Below are 18,379 nucleotides of genomic sequence, written 5' to 3'. Positions count from 1 at the left end.
TACCCACCGCTTTGGCACCGGAATCGGTACAGCCTTGTGGGCCCGACTGCCATCTAGCAAAAAACCCGCCAGGAATGCAGCTGTGCGGGTTTGTGGACGGGATTGTAGCGAGTAGTCACAACCGCCCCAATCCAAGCCGGGCGGGGTTTTCCCTCGGGTTTTGGTCACATCAGCGCGCCACGCACTGCATAAGGAATTTTGATGCACGCAAGATAATTGATGTGCAAACTTATTACCTTGATCATGCAGAATCGGCATAAAGCAGGCTGTGCAGCACCTTAGGACTGCCGCAGGACATGCGCGGCCACCTCGCCCCGACGATCAGGTCTCGGATCAGGAGGCGGTATCTGAATCCTGAAGGCCTGGCGTGGCTGCTGCGGCATTGCGTTCGCGCAGCTCACGCAGCTTCAGGGCAATCTTGATTTCGAGACCCCGCTCCACGGGCTGGTAGAAGCCGGGCTCTGGCATGCCTTCGGGCAGGTAGCTCTCCCCTGCCGCAAAGCCACCCTCTTCGTCGTGGGCGTAGCGGTAGCCCTTGCCGTAGTCGAGCTCTTTCATCAACTTGGTGGGCGCATTGCGCAGGTGCATGGGCACCGGGCGTGTGCCATCCTGCTTGACCCAGGCCCGCGCCGCGTTGTAGGCCTTGTAGACCGCGTTGGACTTGGGCGCCACCGCCAGGTACACCACGCATTCGGCCAGCGCCAGCTCGCCCTCAGGGCTGCCCAGGCGCTCGTACACCTCGCTCGCGTCCAGTGCCAGGCGCAATGCGCGCGGGTCGGCCAGGCCCACGTCCTCGGCTGCCATGCGCACCAGCCGGCGCGCCATGTAGCGGGGGTCAGCACCGCCGTCGAGCATGCGCACCAGCCAGTACAACGCAGCGTCGGGGTCAGAGCCCCGCACCGATTTGTGCAAAGCGCTGATGGTGTCGTAGAACTGCTCGCCGCCCTTGTCGTAGCGGCGCATGCGCTCGCCAAGCACCTTGAGCAGCCAGGCATCGGTGATCTCGGAAAGCTTCTCCTGCGCAGCCGCCATGGCCAGGGTTTCGAGCGTGTTGAGCAGGCGGCGCGCGTCGCCATCGGCATAGGCCACCAGGCGGTCGATTGCTACATCTTCGATAGCGGGCAACGCATCTTCCTCCTGCGCCAGGGCCACAATCTGCTTCAAATCTTGCTCAGACAGCGGCTGCAGCACGTAGACCGCCGCTCGCGACAGCAGCGCGGAATTCACCTCAAACGAAGGGTTCTCGGTGGTGGCGCCAATGAAGGTGAACAGACCTGATTCAACGTGTGGCAAGAACGCGTCTTGCTGACTCTTGTTGAAGCGGTGCACCTCGTCCACAAACACGATGGTGCGCTGCTGCATCAACCCATCGCGCGCGGCCTGGGCCTGGTCCACCGCCTCGCGAATATCCTTGACCCCGCCCAACACGGCGCTGATGCTGATGAACTGCGCATCGAACGCATCAGCCATCAGGCGCGCAATGGTGGTCTTGCCCACTCCAGGTGGGCCCCACAGGATGCAGCTGTGCGGCCGGCCTGACTCGAAGGCCAGGCGCAGCGGCATGCCCGGGCCCAGCACGTGCTGCTGCCCAATCACCTCGCCCAGCGTGCGGGGCCGCAGACGTTCTGCCAGGGGCTGGTGGGTGGAGGGGTGTGCCGGAGAAGGGGCGGAGGCACCGCGTGCTGCCATGTTCGTATCCTGTCTACAGTACGCTGATTTTCAAGCCAATTTGGCTTCTAGCGCCCAAAAATCATGCGTTGGCAGCTATTGTTTCGAGAGCAGAACCTACTGCTTCACCACATCAGCCCCTGCCGGAGGCTTGAACTGGAACGTGCTGGCAGGCAGCGCCGCATTGGCCTGCATACCGGTAAAGCGAATCAGCGAGCGCTGGCCAAAGCTGTCCAGAATGTCCAGGGCCGCCAGCTGCTCGCCCGCAAAGCCCACACGCACGCTCTTGAGCTGGCCGTCCTTGGTCCTGGGGCTGGCCAGCACCCACTGCAGGCCATCCGCATCCGGCGAGGCCTCCAGCGTGAACTCGGCCTTCAGCGCCGACAGGTCCGGCGCGGACGCCAGCAGCGCAGCGGGCGTGCTGCCCAGCGCCTGGGACTGCGAGCGCTGCGTGACCTGGTTCAGGTCCAGGTCGTACAGCCACAAAGTCTGGCCGTCAGCCACGATGGTCTGCTCAAAAGGTTTTTTGTAGACGAACTTGAAGCGCCCGGGGCGCTGGAACTCAAAGCTGCCGCTCGATGTCTTGGTGCGCGCGGTCTGGCCGTCCTTGGGGGGCGAGGTCACAGTCTGGGTGAAGTCGGCCTTGCCCGTCTGCGTGCCCTTCATGAAGGATTCCAGGCTTTTCAGCCCGTCAGCGCTAGCCATGCTTGCCGCAGCAGCTATCAAAATTGCAGTAGCGATCTTTTTCAACAGAAACTCCTGTGGGGTAGGGTCCGGCCTTGTGGTCCGGCCGATCATTCGCTGCGGTTGGGTACCAGCACTTCACGCTGGCCGCTGGTGGTCAGGCCACTGACGAGTCCAGCCTTCTCCATGTCTTCCAGCAGCCGCGCCGAGCGGTTGTAGCCAATGCGCAGCTTGCGCTGCACGTAAGAGATGCTGGCCTTGCGGTCTTTGAGCACCACTTCGACGGCCTGGTCGTACATGGGGTCCTTCTCGCCCCCTTCGCCACCACCGCCCTCTCCTGACAGATCACCCTCGCCATCCACAGTTCCACCTTCGAGCACGCCTTCTATGTAGTCCGGCTCCCCTTGTTCCTTGAGGTAACTGACGACACGGTGTACTTCTTCGTCCGACACGAAGGCGCCATGCACCCGGATCGGCAGGCCGGTGCCGCTGGCCATGTAGAGCATGTCGCCCATGCCCAACAGCGCCTCGGCGCCCATCTGGTCAAGAATGGTGCGGCTGTCGATCTTGGAGCCCACTGAGAACGCGATGCGGGTGGGGATGTTGGCCTTGATCAGGCCGGTGATCACATCCACGCTGGGGCGCTGGGTGGCCAGGATCAGGTGGATGCCGGCCGCGCGCGCCTTTTGCGCCAGGCGGGCGATCAGTTCTTCGATCTTCTTGCCCACGACCATCATCAGGTCGGCCAGCTCGTCGATGATGACCACGATGTGCGGCAGGCGCTGCAGCGGCTCGGGCTCCTCGGGTGTGAGGCTGAAGGGGTTGTAGATGAACTCTTCCTTGGCCTTGGCCTCGTCGATCTTGGTGTTGTAGCCCGCCAGGTTGCGAACGCCCAGCTTGGACATGAGCTTGTAGCGGCGTTCCATCTCGGCCACGCACCAGTTCAGGCCATGCGCCGCCTGCTTCATGTCGGTGACCACGGGCGCCAGCAGGTGCGGAATGCCTTCGTAGACCGACATTTCCAGCATCTTGGGGTCGATCATCAACAGACGCACATCGCGCGCCTCGGCCTTGTACAGCAGCGAGAGGATCATCGCGTTGATCCCCACCGACTTGCCCGAGCCCGTGGTACCTGCCACCAGCACGTGCGGCATCTTGGCCAGGTCGGCCACCACCGGGTTGCCCACGATGTCCTTGCCCAGGCCCATGGTGAGCATGCTCTTGGCCTCGTGGTAAACCTGCGATCCCAGGATTTCGGACAGGCGGATGGACTGCCGCTTGGCGTTGGGCAGTTCCAGCGCCATGTAGTTCTTGCCGGGGATGGTCTCCACCACGCGGATCGATACGAGGCTGAGCGAGCGCGCCAGGTCCTTGGCCAGTCCCACGATCTGCGAACCCTTCACGCCCGTGGCGGGTTCGATCTCGTAGCGTGTGATCACCGGGCCGGGCATGGCCGCGACCACGCGCACTTCCACCCCAAAGTCCTTGAGTTTTTTCTCGATGAGCCGGCTGGTCATCTCCAGCGTCTCGGGGGCCACGGTTTCCTGGCGCTGCAGAGGGCCGTCAAGCAGGTCCACCAGCGGCAGCTTGCTGTCCGGCATCTCGGTGAACAGGGGCTTCTGGCGCTCTTTCACCACACGGGTGCTCTGCGGCACATCCACCAGAATCGGCTCGATGATTTGCACGGGCTCGGGGTGGTGCACCTCGCTTTCGGTGCGCTCCTCCAATACCACCACTTCGCGCTCGCGGGCCGCCTTGCGGCCCACGGCGACGTCCTTGGCCACCTCGCGTTTTGCCAGGCGCGCCTGTACCAGCGCATCAAGGCGCCCTCCGAGAAACTCCGCCACATGGCCCCACGAGAAGCGGAACACCAGCGCCGCCCCCGCCACCGCCAGCACGATCGCCAACAAGCCGGAGCCCGTAAATCCCAGCCACTTCACGCCAGCTGGCCCCACCAGGTACCCCAGCACGCCACCCGCATGCCCAGGCAGGAACGATTCAAACCGGTACAAACGCGACCATTCCAGCGCCGTGCTGGAACACATCAGCACCACCAGTCCACCCCAGAACGTGGCCCGGCGCACCAGAGGGCTGGCGGCGCCTGCCACCACTTCGCCTCCGCGCATCCAGCGCGCCAGCGACGACAGCCAGGCCCGCACGCCAGCCGCCACGCACCACCACACTGAAAACCCCAGCGCAAAGTAGCTGCCATCGGCCAGCCAGGCGCCAAAGCGCCCCGCCCAGTTAGCAACGGAGCGCGCGTCGCGGGCACCCGAGGTGGACCAGGCCGCATCCTGTGCCGAATAGCTGACCAGCGCCAGCAGCCAGAAAACCAGGGCCAGCAAGCCCACCACCAGGGCAATTTCGTGGCCAAAACGGGCGGCGCCCGTGCGGGGCGGCGACTTGGCCGCCGCCGATGCATTCAGGGTATTGAGGGAATAGGTCATAAACGTGCGGGGTGAGCTTACCCCATGCGTTGCGCTGGGCGCACCACCCGGCGCAGGGTCCGCCCCCCGGATTTCAGCCCAGCGCGTTCAGCCGGTCCTTGAGCAGGGTAGCCCCGCTGGGCAGCGCCTCGATGAAGCCGCGCTCCTCCAGGTCTTTCATCACGCGGCTGACCATTTCGCGGGAAGCTCCCACCATCTTGGCCAGGTCCTGGCGGGAGATTTTGTCCTTGATCAGCAGCTGCCCCTGCGCATCGGGCACCGCAAAGTCCAGCAAGGCATGGGCCACACGGCCGTACACATCCAGTAACGCGAGTGACTCAATCTTGCGATCTGCATGGCGCAGCCGCTTGACCAGCCCGCGCATCACCACCAGCGACATGGACGCGTTCTCGGTCAGGCAACGTGCAAACTCCGCGCGCCCCAGCATCAGCACGTCGGTCTGCACCTCGGCACGCACCGTGGCCGAGTGGGGTTCGTTGTCGATGATGCTCATCTCGCCCAGGTAGTCGCCCTGGGCGAGGGTGGCCAGAATCACCTCACGCCCCCGGCTGTCCGAGGTCATGACCCGAGCGCGCCCTGTGAGCAAGATGAACAGGGCATTGGACTTTTGCCCCTGCTCCACCAGCGCCTCGCCCCGCTTGAAGCGGCGTTTGATCACTGCGCCGCTGATCACCTCGGCCTGCGCCACCGTCAGCAGCGAAAACAAAGGTACCCGGCGCAGCAGGTCGAGGTTGGACAACATCGTGGACATGCAAACATCTCCTTTCAGGGGTGCGACCCAACCGGAGCCGCAACGGGTTATCAATGGGTTCTTACAATCACCGTGATTGAAAACGGGGCCACTCTCGCGAGCGGACGCCGGTTGATACTCGGCGGCTCAACCCCCAGCTTTCCCAACAGCGCCCCATGTAGCGGGCGCAAAACACAGGCTTTTACCATGTCCACCACCCAACACGCGAAAGTTCTGATCCTCGGCTCGGGCCCTGCGGGCTACACCGCAGCGGTTTATGCCGCCCGTGCCAACCTGAACCCGGTGCTGATCACCGGCATGGCCCAGGGTGGCCAGCTGATGACCACCACCGAGGTGGACAACTGGCCTGCCGACGTGCACGGCGTGCAGGGACCGGAGCTGATGCAGCGTTTTCTGGAACACGCAGAGCGCTTCAAGACCCAGATCATCTTCGACCACATCAACAAGGTCGATTTCAGCAAGCGGCCCTTCACACTCACCGGCGACAGCGGTACCTACACCTGCGACGCATTGATTCTGGCCACTGGCGCATCGGCCAAATACCTGGGCCTGCCTTCGGAAGAAGCCTTCATGGGCAAGGGCGTGTCCGGCTGCGCGACCTGTGACGGCTTCTTCTACCGCGAGCAGGATGTCTGCGTGGTCGGTGGCGGCAATACGGCGGTGGAGGAAGCGCTGTACCTGTCGAACATCGCCCGCAAGGTCACCCTGGTGCACCGCCGCGACAAGTTCAAGGCCGAACCCATTCTGGTGGACAAGCTCAACGAGAAAGTGGCAGCGGGCAAAATCGAGCTCAAGCTGTTCCACACTCTGGACGAGGTGCTGGGCGACAACACGGGCGTGACCGGTATCCGCATCAAGAGCACGAAAGACGGCAGCACGGAAGACATCAAGCTGCAAGGTTGCTTCATCGCCATCGGCCACGCGCCCAACACCGAGATCTTCCAGGGCCAGCTGGAGATGGAAAACGGCTACATCATCACCCAGGGTGGGCTGAAGGGCTTTGCCACACAGACCAGCGTGCCCGGCGTGTTTGCCGCAGGCGATGTGCAGGACCATGTGTACCGTCAGGCCATCACCAGCGCGGGCACCGGCTGCATGGCCGCGCTGGACGCCCAGCGCTTCCTCGAACAAGAGTCTTGATGAAAAAATGAGCTGCAGGTTATAATCTGGGGCTTTGCTGAATTCGGCCCGTTTTTGCGGTCCTCCGAAACAGGCAAATCGGGTTACCGCCACCCTTTCTGGCGAGGTGAGGCCGCAAGCCAACCTGGGCACACAGCCCAGGGCTCAGCGAACGGCCGTTAATCAGTATCGGAGTGTCCTCATGGCACGCGTCTGCGACGTAACGGGCAAGAAGCCCATGACGGGGAACAATGTTTCCCACGCCAACAACAAAACCAAGCGCCGGTTCCTGCCGAACCTGCAATACCGCCGTTTCTGGGTCGAGACCGAAAACCGTTGGGTGCGCCTGCGTGTTTCGAGCGCTGCCCTGCGTTTGATCGACAAGAACGGTATCGACTCGGTGCTCGCAGACCTGCGTGCCCGTGGCCAGGCTTAAGGAGTAGCACCATGGCAAGCAAAGGCGGACGCGACAAGATCAAGCTGGAATCCACTGCGGGTACCGGTCACTTCTACACCACGACCAAGAACAAGAAGACCATGCCCGAGAAGATGCTGATCATGAAATTTGATCCCAAGGCTCGCAAGCATGTGGAATACAAGGAAATGAAGCTGAAGTAATTCAGTCTCTTTCTTGCCATCCCAAAGGCCGCCCGGCATTCAGCCCGGCGGCTTTTTTCATGGCTGCAATCCACGCAGCCCGATGACTACAGCACCGCCTCCCGCCATCGACGACTTGTTCCCCACCAACTTCGAGAGCCAGCAGGTCCACAGCCAACAAAAAACCGCTGAGGGCACAAAGCCCTGCAGCGGTTTATGGGGAGGTGCGCCGGGGTCAGTGGCCCGACCGACAGCGCCACCAAGGCATTACATCAGGCCCGTGCAGCGCGCAGACTGATGGAGAACTCGCGCAGAGTGGCAATACCGCTCTCCTCGGCGCGGCGGCACCAGGCCTGCAAGTCGGCAGTGAGTTGCTCACGGGATTGCGAGGTGTTGAGCCACAGCTGACGCAGTTCTTCGCGCATGGTCACCATCTTGTCCAGGGCCGGATGCGCAGCGCGGGCCTGGGCCAGCTGGGGCAAGGCCCCCGCCGGCACCTTCTCGGCATCGCGATGCAGCCAGCGCTTGGCGGCCTTGAGCACCGATACATCGGCCTGACGGGCCTGCAGCGCGGCAATCTCATCCTTGCACGCCTTGCGCACACCGCGCGCATAGCCCGCCATCACTTCATAGCGGTTGGCGATCAAGGCCTCCAGCGTCTTTTCATCAGCCACCGGCTTGACATCGCCCAGTTGCAACTTGGGTGGCACCTTCTTCACGGTAGCCCAGCCGATTTTCTTCATGAGGCTGATGTACACCCAGCCAATGTCAAATTCATACGGCTTGACCGAGAACTTGGCCGACGTGGGGTAGGTGTGGTGGTTGTTGTGCAGCTCTTCGCCGCCAATGATGATGCCCCAGGGCGACAGGTTGGTGCTGGCATCCTGCGCCTCAAAGTTGCGGTAGCCCCAGTAGTGGCCCACACCATTGACCACCCCTGCTGCCCAGAAGGGAATCCAAAGCATCTGCACCGCCCACACCGCAGCGCCCAGGGCGCCGAACAGGGCCAGGTTCAGGATGAGCATGAGGCCCACGCCCTGCCAGCCGTAGCGGGTGTACACATTGCGCTCCATCCAGTCATCGGGCGTGCCGTGACCGAACTTCTTGATGGTTTCCATGTTCTTGGACTCGGCGCGGTACAGCTCGGCGCCGCGCCACATCACCGTGTCCAGCCCGCGGGTCTGGGGGCTGTGGGGGTCATCCACGGTTTCACACTTGGCGTGGTGCTTGCGGTGGATGGCCACCCATTCCTTGGTCACCATGCCGGTACCAATCCACAGCCAGAAGCGGAAGAAATGCGAGGGGATGGCATGCAGGTCCAGCGCGCGGTGTGCCTGCGCGCGGTGCAGGAAGATCGTGACCGCCGCGATCGTGATGTGGGTCGTGGCAAGGGTGTACAACACGATCTGCCACCAGGACAGGTTCCACAACCCATTTCCCAGCCAGTCGATGGCGGCGTTCAGTACAGCCCAGTCGGGTAACAGCATATTCACAAAAACCTTACTACAGAGAACCCGCTCACCAACGAAACAGGTCATTAATTTTAGAGGGCCCGTTTCTGAACGGATCAGGGGAATCCACAGTATTTACGCTGGTTTAGGGAGTTTAGAGCCCTGCCTCCAGCGTTTCAGTCCTTTTTGGCCCAGATGGCGGCAAAAAACCCGTCGGTCTGATGCAGATGGGGCCATAAGCGCAAATAACCACTGCCCGATGCACCCCCGCTGCACAAACCCTTGGCCCCCTCGACCTTGAGCTGCTCCAGCAGTTCACCAGCATCCAGCAGCTGGAAGTCGGGGTGTGTTGCGCTGAAGGCCTCGGCAATGGCCTCGTTTTCTTGCGGCAGGATGCTGCAGGTGGCATACACCAGACGGCCGCCCGGCTTGAGCAGGCGGGCTGCGCTGTCCAGGATGGCCGTCTGCTTGGCCACCAGCTCCTCGATGGCCTTGGGCGACTGGCGCCATTTGAGGTCGGGGTTGCGCCGCAGGGTGCCCAGGCCCGAGCAAGGCGCGTCCACGAGGACGCGGTCGATCTTGCCTGCCAGGCGCTTGACGCGGTCGTCGCGCTCGTGGGCGATGGCGGCGGGGTGCACGTTCGACAGGCCGCTGCGGGCCAGGCGCGGTTTGAGCGCATCCAGGCGGTGAGCTGACACGTCAAAGGCGTACAGCCGCCCAGTGCTGCGCATGCTCGCGCCAATGGCCAGCGTCTTGCCCCCCGCGCCAGCGCAGAAGTCCACCACCATCTCGCCACGCTTGGCGTCGAGCAGCAGGGCCAGCAACTGTGAGCCCTCGTCCTGTACCTCGATGGCGCCCCGCGTGAAGGCATCGAGCTTGGTCAGCGCGGGCTTGTCGTCAATGCGCAGGCCCCAGGGTGAATACGGTGTGGGATGCGCCTTGATGCCAGCTTTGGCCAACTCCTTTTGCACATCGGCGCGCTTGTCCTTGAGGGTATTGACGCGCAAATCCAGGGGGGCGCTCTGGGCCAGACTTTCCACCAGCGGCCAGAAGCCATCGCCCAGCTGGTCCTTCAGGGGCTTGACCATCCATTCGGGCAGGTTGTGGCGATGGCGCTCCATCAGGTCATCGACCGTGACCGCATCGCACTGGTCCAGCCAGTTTTTCTCCTGGTCGGTCAACGCACTCTTGAGGAAATCGCGCGGGCCATAGAAACCCAGGATGGCCAGGCGGCGCTCCTTGGGACCCGAGCCTGACGGGGCCATGTGGTCAAACAGGAGCTTCTTGCGCAGAACGGTGTAAACCGTTTCAGCCAGCGTGGCGCGCTCGCGCGGCCCCAGGCCCCGGTTGTCGCGGAAGAAACGCGACACCACCGCGTCGGCGGGGTGTTCAAACGTGAGGGTGAGCCTGACCAGTTCGGCGCAGGCGTCGAGAAGAACTTTGGGATGCATCCTGCGATTGTCCCATTCCCTGCCAACCTGGCGACATCGCCCCCACCCGCCCAGTGCGGGAGCCAAACCTCAACGGCCAAGTCGCTCCATGCACGGCTTGGGCGTCAACGGGTATAGATCGGCTCGAACGCTGAGCGCTCGATCTGCTGCAGCGTCGGTGACTCGCCCGCCCACAGCACCAGCGCCGGCCCCGGCAGACTCAGGTTGCGCTCCAGCGCGCGGCACAGGTGATAGCGGCTTTCATCGTCCATGCCCGGCAGCTCGACAAACACCAGGTAGGCCCTGCGCTGGGGGTACTCGCGCAGGTTCTTGCGCACCAGCCAGCAGCGGGCCAGAGGAGCGCAGCGGGCCAGTTCGGACTGCAGCTCGGCCAGCTCGAAGGAGCTGAGGTCGTGCCGCACGATCTGGCTGAAGAACGAGGTGCCCGACAGCTCTTCCCAGGCCCGCTCTTCGGATTCTTGCGCGCGTTCCAGCCGCTTGCGCCACTGCTTGAAGGCGGCTGCATCGTGGTCCAGCCCCAGGCGTGGGGTCTCCAGCTCGGCCAATGCCGTGCGCGCGGCCCAGTAGCGGTCGCTGCTGCCTGTTTCCCACAACCGGTGCAGCAGCTGGAGCTTGCCCTCCCGATCATCGTCCGCCAGGCAAGGCACCAGTCCACGCAGCGCAGCGGGGTATTCGGGGCTGCGCTGCAATGCCAGCTCGTACAGGGCGCGCACATCGGCATGCGGATCCAGGTGGCGCTTGAGGCGGGCCAGTTCCACCAGGTCGGCCGCACTGCTCTGTGCCGTCGATGCCCCCAGGGCCTCGGCGCGTGCGCGCACGCGCCCCAGCCAGGCGTGGTGCTGCTTCCATTCGCTGGCATTGTCGCGGCACCACTGCTTGTCGAAATGGGCCACCCAGCGCTTGGCATCCGGCCCCAACAGGGCCAAAGCGTTGCCGCGCGACCAGTCGGGCAGCGTGGGCGTGGCATCCAGTGCCTCAATGCGGTCGCGCAGGCCGGGGTGGGTGTCGTCCAGATTGCTCAGGCGCTTGAGCGCCTGGCGCAAGGCGTCGTTGGCAAAGGCTGCGTCGGGGGCCTTGGCCAGGGCACGGCGCATGCTGCGATAGGGGCCCACCGGCAATGGATTGCCCGCCGCTGCACACCAGTGGCTGCCCCAGAACTCTGCCTGCAGCCACGCGCCCCGGATCTCGATCTCGGCGAGGGCCGCAGCGGTCACGTCGCGGCCCAGCAGCTTGCCAGCGATCCGGTCGGCTTCGTATTCATCCTGGCGGGCCAGCGCAAAGGTCTTGGCAGAGAAACGAGGAAAGTACCAGCGCATGAACAGCTGGGTGGCGGCAGCGACCGGGCCTTCATCGTCGGCCAGGCTGTGGTTCAGGCGCATCCACGACAGGCGCGTGCGGTAGATCCAAGCCGCAAAGCGGCCATGGTCGCCCCGCAGGTGGCCATACTCGTGCGCCAGCACCGCCAGGAACCGCGGCCGGTCAAGTGCCATCAACAGGGGCAGGCCAATGCTCAGGTGATTGACGGCGCCGCCCAGCAGCCCAAAACGCGGCAGTTGCTGGATGCTGGCATTGAACTCGTCGGTCAGCGTGACCTTGTGGATGGGGGGGCCCTTGATCTTGCGGCGGATGCGCGCCAGCGCTTCAAACAGGTCGGGGGCATCCAGCGCTGTGATCTCCACGCCCTGGGGCTCATCAAACCGCACCCACAGCGCACGCAGGCTCACCCACAGCAGACCTCCGGCACCCAGCAGGGCCCACAGCATCGCGAAACGAAAGCGCCCCTGCAGCAACTGGGGCACCACCCACAGCAAAATACCCACGGCCAGTGCCATACACCCCAGCACCCATGCATAACCCAGGGCGGCAAACGCAGCCACACTGCGGCGGTATGCGCGACTGTTCTCGGCGCTGGCATGCTCGCTCATGCGCACCATGTGCACAAAATCTGCCTGATCCACGGGCGTCCCTCACTCTGGTTGATTTTTTTCAGCCGCCATCCTAACCATTCACGCCACCGCAACACCATGACCGACGACGACCTGCCCGAGCTCATCCGCACGCCACCCGGCCTGTACCGCCACTACAAGGGCATGCTCTATGAAGTGATCGACACCGTGCGCCACAGCGAGACGCTGGAGCCCATGACGCTGTACCGCGCGCTGTATGGCCAGCGCGGCCTGTGGGTGCGACCAGCCGCCATGTTTGAGGAGCAAGTGCTCATCGATGGCGTGCTGCGCCCCCGGTTTGAAAAATGGGAGGGCGAAGCTCCCGCCGCCTGAGCCCTACTGATATCCGGCGACAGCGCGCGGAAACACTGCGGCCACCACCAGCCCACCGCCCGGTGCATTGCGAAGGGCCAGTTGGCCACCGTGGCGCCGCACGATGTCGCTGGCGATGGTGAGCCCCAGCCCCGCCCCGCCGCTCTGGCGATTGCGCGAGGCCTCCACACGGTAGAAGGGCTCCAAGACCCGGTCCAGCTCCTCGGGCGGCAGGCCCGGGCCGTGGTCACGCACCTCGATGGTCAGGGCGTCTGCCGCGTCGTGCAGCGTGACCTCGGCGCTGCCGCCGTAGCGCACGGCATTTCCCACCAGGTTGTCCAGGCAACGCCGCATTGCCACGGCCTGCACGCGCAAAGGGGCAGCCTGCCCCGCCACGGTGACGGCGTGGCCCATCGCCACCTGGTCGTCCGCCATGCTGTCCACCAGGGCCTGCACATCCAGATGCACCCAAGCCTCCGCACCCGCCACGCCGCGCAGGTAATCCAGCGTGGAGGCAATCATGGCGTCCATTTCGGCAATGTCGCGCCGAAACAGCTGCTGCGCCTGGGCGTCGCCCAGGCTTTCGGTGCGCAGCCGCAGCCGCGTCAGGGGCGTGCGCAAATCGTGCGACACGGCCGCCACAAAGCGGTCGCGCTCGGCCAGTTGCTGACGGATGCGCGCCTGCATCTGGTTGAACACACGGCTGGCGTCGCGGCATTCCAGCGTGCCGTCCTCGGGCAACGGGGTGCGGTGGATGTCGCGCCCCAGCTCCTGTGCGGCCGTGGCCAGCCGGCGCATGGGGCGCGACAGCCAGCGCGCAGCCCACCAAGCTGCAGCAACCAATGCGGCCAGGCGCACACTGATGTCCAGCAGCAGGCCCAGCTGCAGCGAGGGAGGTGCGTTCCACAAGCCCGGTGCGGGCCCCGGCGGCGGCAATTGGCGCCCATCGGCCGCCAATGCGTGCGGCGGCGGGCCGGGCGGGTGGCCTGGATGGGCAGGGCGCAGCTCGAACATCAGCGTCAGCGCCAGCACATGGCTCACGATGACGGCGGCGATGAGCAGCAGGGCGAGCCGGCCAAACAGGGTGTCAGGCATGCAGCGCTGGACTGCAGCGCGCAGCTGCGATTGTGTGGGCGTCAGTGGGGCCACCCTACCTGCCCTTGCAGCGACTGCACGTTGAACAGATACCCGGCACCGCGCACGGTGCGGATCATGGAAGGCGACCGCGGGTCGTCCGCAAGCTTGCTGCGCAGGCGTGACACCAGCAGGTCGATGCTTCGCTCGAATGCATCCATGGCCCGGCCGCGGGCCTGCTCCATGAGCTGGTCGCGGCTGAAAACGCGGCGCGGCATGCGCAAAAAGGTGCACAGCAAACGGAACTCGGCATTCGACAAGGGCACCACCATGCCCCCGGGCGACACCAGATGCCGCTCCAGGCTGTGCAGCGTCCAGCCATCAAACCGCACCACTTCATCAGGCCCTTGCCGCACAGGTGCCTCGGCGCCGCGCGTGCGGCGCAGCACGGTCTGGATGCGGGCTACCAGCTCACGCGGCTCGAAGGGTTTGCCCATGTAATCGTCCGCGCCCATCTCCAGCCCCAGCACGCAGTCATACGGGTTGGCGCGCGCAGTGAGCATGATGATGGGCACCCGCGAGCGCTCACGCAGCTCCCTTGCCAGCGTGATCCCGTCGGTGCCGGGCAGCATCACATCCAGCACCACCAGGCCGATGGGCTGGGCGGCCATCTGGGCGCGCATCGTCTGCGCGTCACAGGCCGCGTGGGCGACATAGCCAAAGCGGGTCAGGTAGTCGGTGAGGAGTGTGGTGATCTCGACATCGTCGTCCACCACCAGGATGTGTTGCATGGGCAGGCACAGGCACAAAAGAACGCACCAAGTTTAGGGAGGCTGCGCACCCTGCGCGGGGCAATCTGGCGGGCCTTTGCCCCCCTGTTCATGCCTTGCATCTGCTCTTTGTATCGGCCTTGGTACAAAGCGGACAAACCCTGGAGACACGCGCACCCAAGAATGGGATCGGGCCATGGCTGAGGGCTTCCGCAGTGGAGGGCCCGGCACCGGTCCACCTTTGGAACGAAAGGAACAACGATGACGACCATCAGTAGCGTCAGCAGTGCCTGGTCCAGTGCGAGCGTGCAGCGGGCATCGCGCCCGGGGCCTTCGCCGGAGCGGCTGCTGTCCAAGATCGATACCGACGGTAGCGGCGGCGTGAGCGACACCGAATTGCAGGGCCTGCTGGACGACGTGGCGAAGAAAACCGGCGTCAGCAGCCAGACCAGCGCGGCCGACCTGGTGAAGCAATACGACGCCAACGGCGACGGCAGCCTGAACGCCGACGAGCTGGGCAAGACTCTGCAAAGCGTGCTGCCACCGCCTCCTTCCACCATGGCGTTTGCCCAATCGCGCGGTGGCGAAGGCAGCAGTTCGGCCACCAGCGCCACCGGCCAGGCGGGTGACGACCTGTTTGGCAAAGTGGACAGCGACGGCGATGGCGCCGTGAGCAAGACCGAGCTGCAGGCCCTGCTGAAGGCCATGTCCGGCGGCACCGCCAGCCAGACCGGCGTGAGCAGCGACGACGTGTTCAGCCAGCTGGATACCGATGGTGATGGCAGCCTGACGCAGGCCGAGTTCGATGCGGGTCGCCCCTCGGGCCCCGGCGCGGGTGCCGATGGCATGCAGGCCATGGGCGGCATGCCGCCGCCTCCGGGTGGTCCGAGGGGTGCAGGTGGCGCTGGCGCCGCATCCGACAGCAGCTCGGCGACCAGCTACGACCCCCTGGACACCAACGAGGATGGCGTGGTCTCGGCCGCCGAGCGCCTGGCGGGCGGAACCAGTACAGCCGAGCAGGACGCCATCACCTCGCTGTTCAACGCCATCGACACCGACGGCGATGCCAGCATCAGCGCCAGCGAGTCGCAGGCGTTCATCGACCAGCTGACCAGTCAGGTGCAGTCCACCACCAGCACCAGCACCGAGTCCACCGGCCGCAACGACCTGGCGCGGCTGGCCGACTTTGCGCGGCAGCAGTACGAACGCACCGCCAGCGACTGGCGCACGGCGTCGAACACCAGCAGTCTGAGCGCCGTGGCCTGACAAGGTGTGAACGATCCGGCGGCGCCCTCCGGGCACCCCTGATTTCTGGCCGCACAGTGCGATTCGCCCGTCAGTTGACGAGCTGTGCGAGCCAGAAACCGGCCCCGGGGCTGGTGGGTGGGTCCTGGGACACGAAATCTGATCCAAATCGGCCAGATGCGCTAGTGCATCATGCCTTGATAGCTATAAATTTAGTAGCGCCAACCCTGTCAACGTGGGAGCGGTGGGCACCCCACGCGCCCGGCCTGCCTCGCCCCGACCTCACCCCCCTACAGGGAGCGCACCAGCGCCCGCACGGCGCGGGGGTAGATCACATGCTCCTGGGTCAGCACCCGGGCGGCCAGCGTCTCGGCGGTGTCGCCCGGCAGCACCGGCACCACGGCCTGGTCCAGGATGGGGCCCACATCCAGCTCGGCCGTCACCTGGTGCACCGTCACGCCCGCAAACTTGCAGCCCGCGTCGATGGCGCGCTGGTGCGTGTGCAGCCCGGTAAAGGCCGGCAACAGCGAAGGGTGGATATTGATGAGCCGCCCGGCGTAGTGCGCCACAAACCCTGGCGTCAGGATGCGCATGAACCCCGCCAGCACCACCAGGGCAGGCTGGTGGCGGTCGATGGTGGCCGCCAGCTCGGCATCAAAAGCCTCGCGGCTGGCAAAGGCCTTGTGGTCCAGCGCCTCGGCGGCGATGCCCTGCTCGCGCGCAAACACCAGCCCGGCGGCGTCCGGCTTGTTGCTGATGACGGCCGCCACGCGGGCGCCGTAGCGCTGCTCCCAGCGCTCCTGCTGTGCCGTGCGGACGATGGTGGCCATGTTGGAGCCGCCGCCAGAGATCAGAATGACGATGTTCTTCATAAATTGCCCCGGATTATCCCAGCCATGCCTTTTGATCCTGCGACCCGCCCCCTTACCCCCAACGAAGCCCGCGTGCTCGCCACCCTGATGGAAAAGGCGCGCACCGTGCCCGACAGCTACCCCATGTCGCTCAACGGCCTGGTCACCGGCTGCAACCAGAAAACCAGCCGCGACCCGGTGATGAACCTCAGCGACGCCGAGGCGCAGGAGGCGCTGGATTCGCTCAAACTGCTGACGCTGGCGTTTGAGAGCAGCGGCAACCGCACCACACGCTGGGAGCACAACTTTCAACGTGGCGTGGGCGTGCCCGAGCAGTCGGCCGTGCTGCTGGGCCTGCTCATGCTACGCGGCCCACAGACGGCGGGTGAGCTGCGCATCAACGCTGAGCGCTGGTACCGGTTTGCGGACATTTCGTCGGTCGAGGCCTTTCTGGACGAGTTGCAGGAGCGCAGTGCCGAAAAGGGTGGCCCGCTGGTCGTGCAGCTGCCCCGCGCTCCCGGCGCGCGCGAGCAACGCTGGGCGCATTTGATGTGCGGGCCGGTGGACACCACCGCCAGCCATGCGCCCGCAGGCAGTGCGGGCGCCAGCCCATCGCCTGCGCTGCAGGCCCGCGTGGACGCCCTGGAGGCCGAAGTGGCAAGCCTGCGCAACACCGTGCAGCGCCTGTGCGCCGAGCTGGGCATTTCCCCTGACTTCAGTCCAATGTCGCCACCCGGACAGGAATAAAACGAACGACCGTGCTACAAATGCAGTATCACTAGGAGACGCACCGCATGGATCTCGCATTCACCCCCGAAGAGCAGGCCTTTCGCGAAGAGATTCGCGCTTGGGTTCACGCCAATCTGCCCAAAGAAATCTCCCACAAGGTCCACAACGCCTTGCGCCTGACCCGCGAGGACATGCAGGGCTGGGCCAAGATTCTGGGCAAAAAAGGCTGGCTGGGCTTTGGCTGGCCCAAAGAGTTTGGCGGCCCGGGCTGGACGGCCGTGCAAAAGCACCTGTTTGAAGAAGAGTGTGCGCTGGCCGGTGCGCCCCGCATCATCCCCTTCGGCCCCGTGATGGTGGCCCCGGTGATCATGGCGTTTGGCAACGCCGAGCAGCAAAAGCGCTTTTTGCCCGGGATCGCCAGCGGCGAAGTGTGGTGGAGCCAGGGCTACAGCGAACCCGGTTCGGGCTCGGACCTGGCCAGCGTCAAGACCCGCGCCGAGCGCGTGGGCGACAAATACATCGTCAACGGCCAAAAGACCTGGACCACCCTGGGCCAGCATGGCGACTGGATGTTCAACCTGGTGCGCACCAGCACCGAGGGCAAGCCCCAGACCGGCATCTCCTTCCTGCTGCTGGACATGAAGTCCAAGGGCGTGACCGTGCGCCCCATCAAGCTGCTGGACGGCGAATGCGAGGTGAACGAAGTGTTCTTCGACAACGTCGAAGTGCCCGCCGAAAACCTGATCGGCGAAGAGAACAAGGGCTGGACCTACGCCAAGCACCTGCTGAGCCACGAACGCACCAACATCGCCGACGTGAACCGCAGCAAGCGCGAACTTGAGCGCTTGAAGCGCATCGCCAAGACCGAAGGCGTGTGGGATGACCTGCGCTTCCGGGACCAGATCGCACTGCTTGAAGTGGACATCGTCGCGCTGGAAATGCTGGTGCTGCGCGTGCTGTCCGCCGAGAAGTCGGGCAAGAACTCGCTCGACATCGCGGGTCTGCTCAAGATCAAGGGCAGCGAGATCCAGCAGCGCTACGCCGAGCTGATGATGCTGGCCGCCGGCCCCTTTGCCATGCCCTTCATCGAAGAGGCCATGGAGGCGGGCTGGCAGGGCAACTTCCCCGGCGGCGTCACCGCCAACGCGCCGCTGGCGTCCACCTACTTCAACCTGCGCAAGACGACCATCTACGGTGGCTCCAACGAAGTGCAGCGCAACATCGTCGCGCAGACCGTTCTGGGCTGACGCCCAGTACGGTCCGCGCCTTGCGCGACAGGACTGC

General features: G+C 64.7%; 17 protein-coding genes. 7 read left to right on the top strand and 10 right to left on the bottom strand.

The window, feature by feature from the left end; all coding sequences use genetic code 11:
* Window positions 1-333: 333 nt before the first annotated feature.
* The 4 genes from IB236_RS01890 to IB236_RS01875 all read right to left on the bottom strand — a co-directional run bounded on the left by IB236_RS01890 (window position 334) and on the right by IB236_RS01875 (window position 5,550).
* Entirely contained in the window at window positions 334-1,689 is a 1,356-nt protein-coding gene (locus IB236_RS01890; protein ID WP_192418509.1) for a replication-associated recombination protein A, read from the bottom strand.
* 96 nt (window positions 1,690-1,785) lie between these two features.
* A complete protein-coding gene (gene lolA / locus IB236_RS01885) occupies window positions 1,786-2,418 on the bottom strand; it encodes an outer membrane lipoprotein chaperone LolA (protein WP_056747481.1) in 633 nt (210 codons plus the stop codon).
* 44 nt (window positions 2,419-2,462) lie between these two features.
* Window positions 2,463-4,799: a DNA translocase FtsK gene (locus IB236_RS01880; protein ID WP_056061046.1), complete on the bottom strand. Its 2,337-nt coding sequence runs from the start codon at window positions 4,797-4,799 to the stop codon at window positions 2,463-2,465.
* A gap of 73 nt (window positions 4,800-4,872) precedes the next feature.
* Entirely contained in the window at window positions 4,873-5,550 is a 678-nt protein-coding gene (locus tag IB236_RS01875) for a Crp/Fnr family transcriptional regulator (RefSeq protein WP_056061043.1), read from the bottom strand.
* 186 nt (window positions 5,551-5,736) lie between these two features.
* Between IB236_RS01875 and trxB the strand changes: the two genes are divergently transcribed.
* From trxB to rpmG, 3 genes are all read left to right on the top strand, one after another.
* Window positions 5,737-6,690 carry a thioredoxin-disulfide reductase gene (trxB, locus tag IB236_RS01870; protein ID WP_056061042.1) on the top strand — a complete coding sequence of 318 codons (954 nt, stop codon included), beginning with the start codon at window positions 5,737-5,739 and terminating at the stop codon, window positions 6,688-6,690.
* A gap of 181 nt (window positions 6,691-6,871) precedes the next feature.
* Complete coding sequence (rpmB, locus tag IB236_RS01865) at window positions 6,872-7,105, top strand: 50S ribosomal protein L28 (RefSeq protein ID WP_010463481.1); 234 nt, start codon at window positions 6,872-6,874, stop codon at window positions 7,103-7,105.
* Between the two features lie 11 nt (window positions 7,106-7,116).
* Window positions 7,117-7,287: a 50S ribosomal protein L33 gene (gene rpmG / locus IB236_RS01860; protein ID WP_008904999.1), complete on the top strand. Its 171-nt coding sequence runs from the start codon at window positions 7,117-7,119 to the stop codon at window positions 7,285-7,287.
* Window positions 7,288-7,538: 251 nt separating this feature from the next.
* On the opposite strand, the gene IB236_RS01855 is transcribed toward rpmG, so the two are convergent.
* The 3 genes from IB236_RS01855 to IB236_RS01845 all read right to left on the bottom strand — a co-directional run bounded on the left by IB236_RS01855 (window position 7,539) and on the right by IB236_RS01845 (window position 12,126).
* Window positions 7,539-8,753, bottom strand: coding sequence for a fatty acid desaturase (locus tag IB236_RS01855; RefSeq protein ID WP_056061039.1), 1,215 nt, complete (start codon window positions 8,751-8,753; stop codon window positions 7,539-7,541).
* Between the two features lie 140 nt (window positions 8,754-8,893).
* Window positions 8,894-10,168: an RsmB/NOP family class I SAM-dependent RNA methyltransferase gene (locus IB236_RS01850; RefSeq protein ID WP_192418508.1), complete on the bottom strand. Its 1,275-nt coding sequence runs from the start codon at window positions 10,166-10,168 to the stop codon at window positions 8,894-8,896.
* Window positions 10,169-10,272: 104 nt separating this feature from the next.
* Window positions 10,273-12,126 (bottom strand): M48 family metallopeptidase, encoded by a 1,854-nt coding sequence (locus IB236_RS01845; RefSeq protein WP_192418506.1) that lies wholly within the window; start codon window positions 12,124-12,126, stop codon window positions 10,273-10,275.
* A gap of 66 nt (window positions 12,127-12,192) precedes the next feature.
* Here IB236_RS01845 and IB236_RS01840 point away from each other — a divergent pair, with 66 nt between their 5' ends.
* A complete protein-coding gene (locus IB236_RS01840; RefSeq protein WP_056747477.1) occupies window positions 12,193-12,447 on the top strand; it encodes a DUF1653 domain-containing protein in 255 nt (84 codons plus the stop codon).
* Between the two features lie 3 nt (window positions 12,448-12,450).
* On the opposite strand, the gene IB236_RS01835 is transcribed toward IB236_RS01840, so the two are convergent.
* Window positions 12,451-13,521 (bottom strand): ATP-binding protein, encoded by a 1,071-nt coding sequence (locus IB236_RS01835; RefSeq protein WP_192418504.1) that lies wholly within the window; start codon window positions 13,519-13,521, stop codon window positions 12,451-12,453.
* 41 nt (window positions 13,522-13,562) lie between these two features.
* On the bottom strand, window positions 13,563-14,291 hold the full coding sequence (locus tag IB236_RS01830) for a response regulator (RefSeq protein ID WP_192418502.1): 729 nt from the start codon (window positions 14,289-14,291) through the stop codon (window positions 13,563-13,565).
* A 240-nt stretch (window positions 14,292-14,531) separates the two neighbouring features.
* Here IB236_RS01830 and xopAW point away from each other — a divergent pair, with 240 nt between their 5' ends.
* Window positions 14,532-15,536 carry an EF-hand domain-containing protein gene (gene xopAW, locus IB236_RS01825; RefSeq protein WP_192418500.1) on the top strand — a complete coding sequence of 335 codons (1,005 nt, stop codon included), beginning with the start codon at window positions 14,532-14,534 and terminating at the stop codon, window positions 15,534-15,536.
* A 269-nt stretch (window positions 15,537-15,805) separates the two neighbouring features.
* On the opposite strand, the gene purN is transcribed toward xopAW, so the two are convergent.
* Window positions 15,806-16,387 carry a phosphoribosylglycinamide formyltransferase gene (purN, locus tag IB236_RS01820; protein WP_192418498.1) on the bottom strand — a complete coding sequence of 194 codons (582 nt, stop codon included), beginning with the start codon at window positions 16,385-16,387 and terminating at the stop codon, window positions 15,806-15,808.
* A gap of 24 nt (window positions 16,388-16,411) precedes the next feature.
* On the opposite strand from purN, the gene IB236_RS01815 reads away from it, so the two are divergent.
* Both IB236_RS01815 and IB236_RS01810 read left to right on the top strand, forming a co-directional pair.
* On the top strand, window positions 16,412-17,113 hold the full coding sequence (locus IB236_RS01815) for a YceH family protein (protein WP_192418496.1): 702 nt from the start codon (window positions 16,412-16,414) through the stop codon (window positions 17,111-17,113).
* A gap of 47 nt (window positions 17,114-17,160) precedes the next feature.
* Window positions 17,161-18,342, top strand: a complete 1,182-nt coding sequence (locus IB236_RS01810; RefSeq protein ID WP_056061013.1) for an acyl-CoA dehydrogenase family protein — start codon at window positions 17,161-17,163, stop codon at window positions 18,340-18,342.
* The last annotated feature ends 37 nt before the right edge of the window (window positions 18,343-18,379 follow it).

This window comes from Acidovorax sp. ACV02 (assembly GCF_014851475.1).
Lineage (GTDB): Bacteria > Pseudomonadota > Gammaproteobacteria > Burkholderiales > Burkholderiaceae_C > Acidovorax > Acidovorax delafieldii.
The sequence above is the reverse complement of the archived record's forward strand: the minus strand, read 5'-3'. Positions and strand labels throughout refer to the sequence as shown.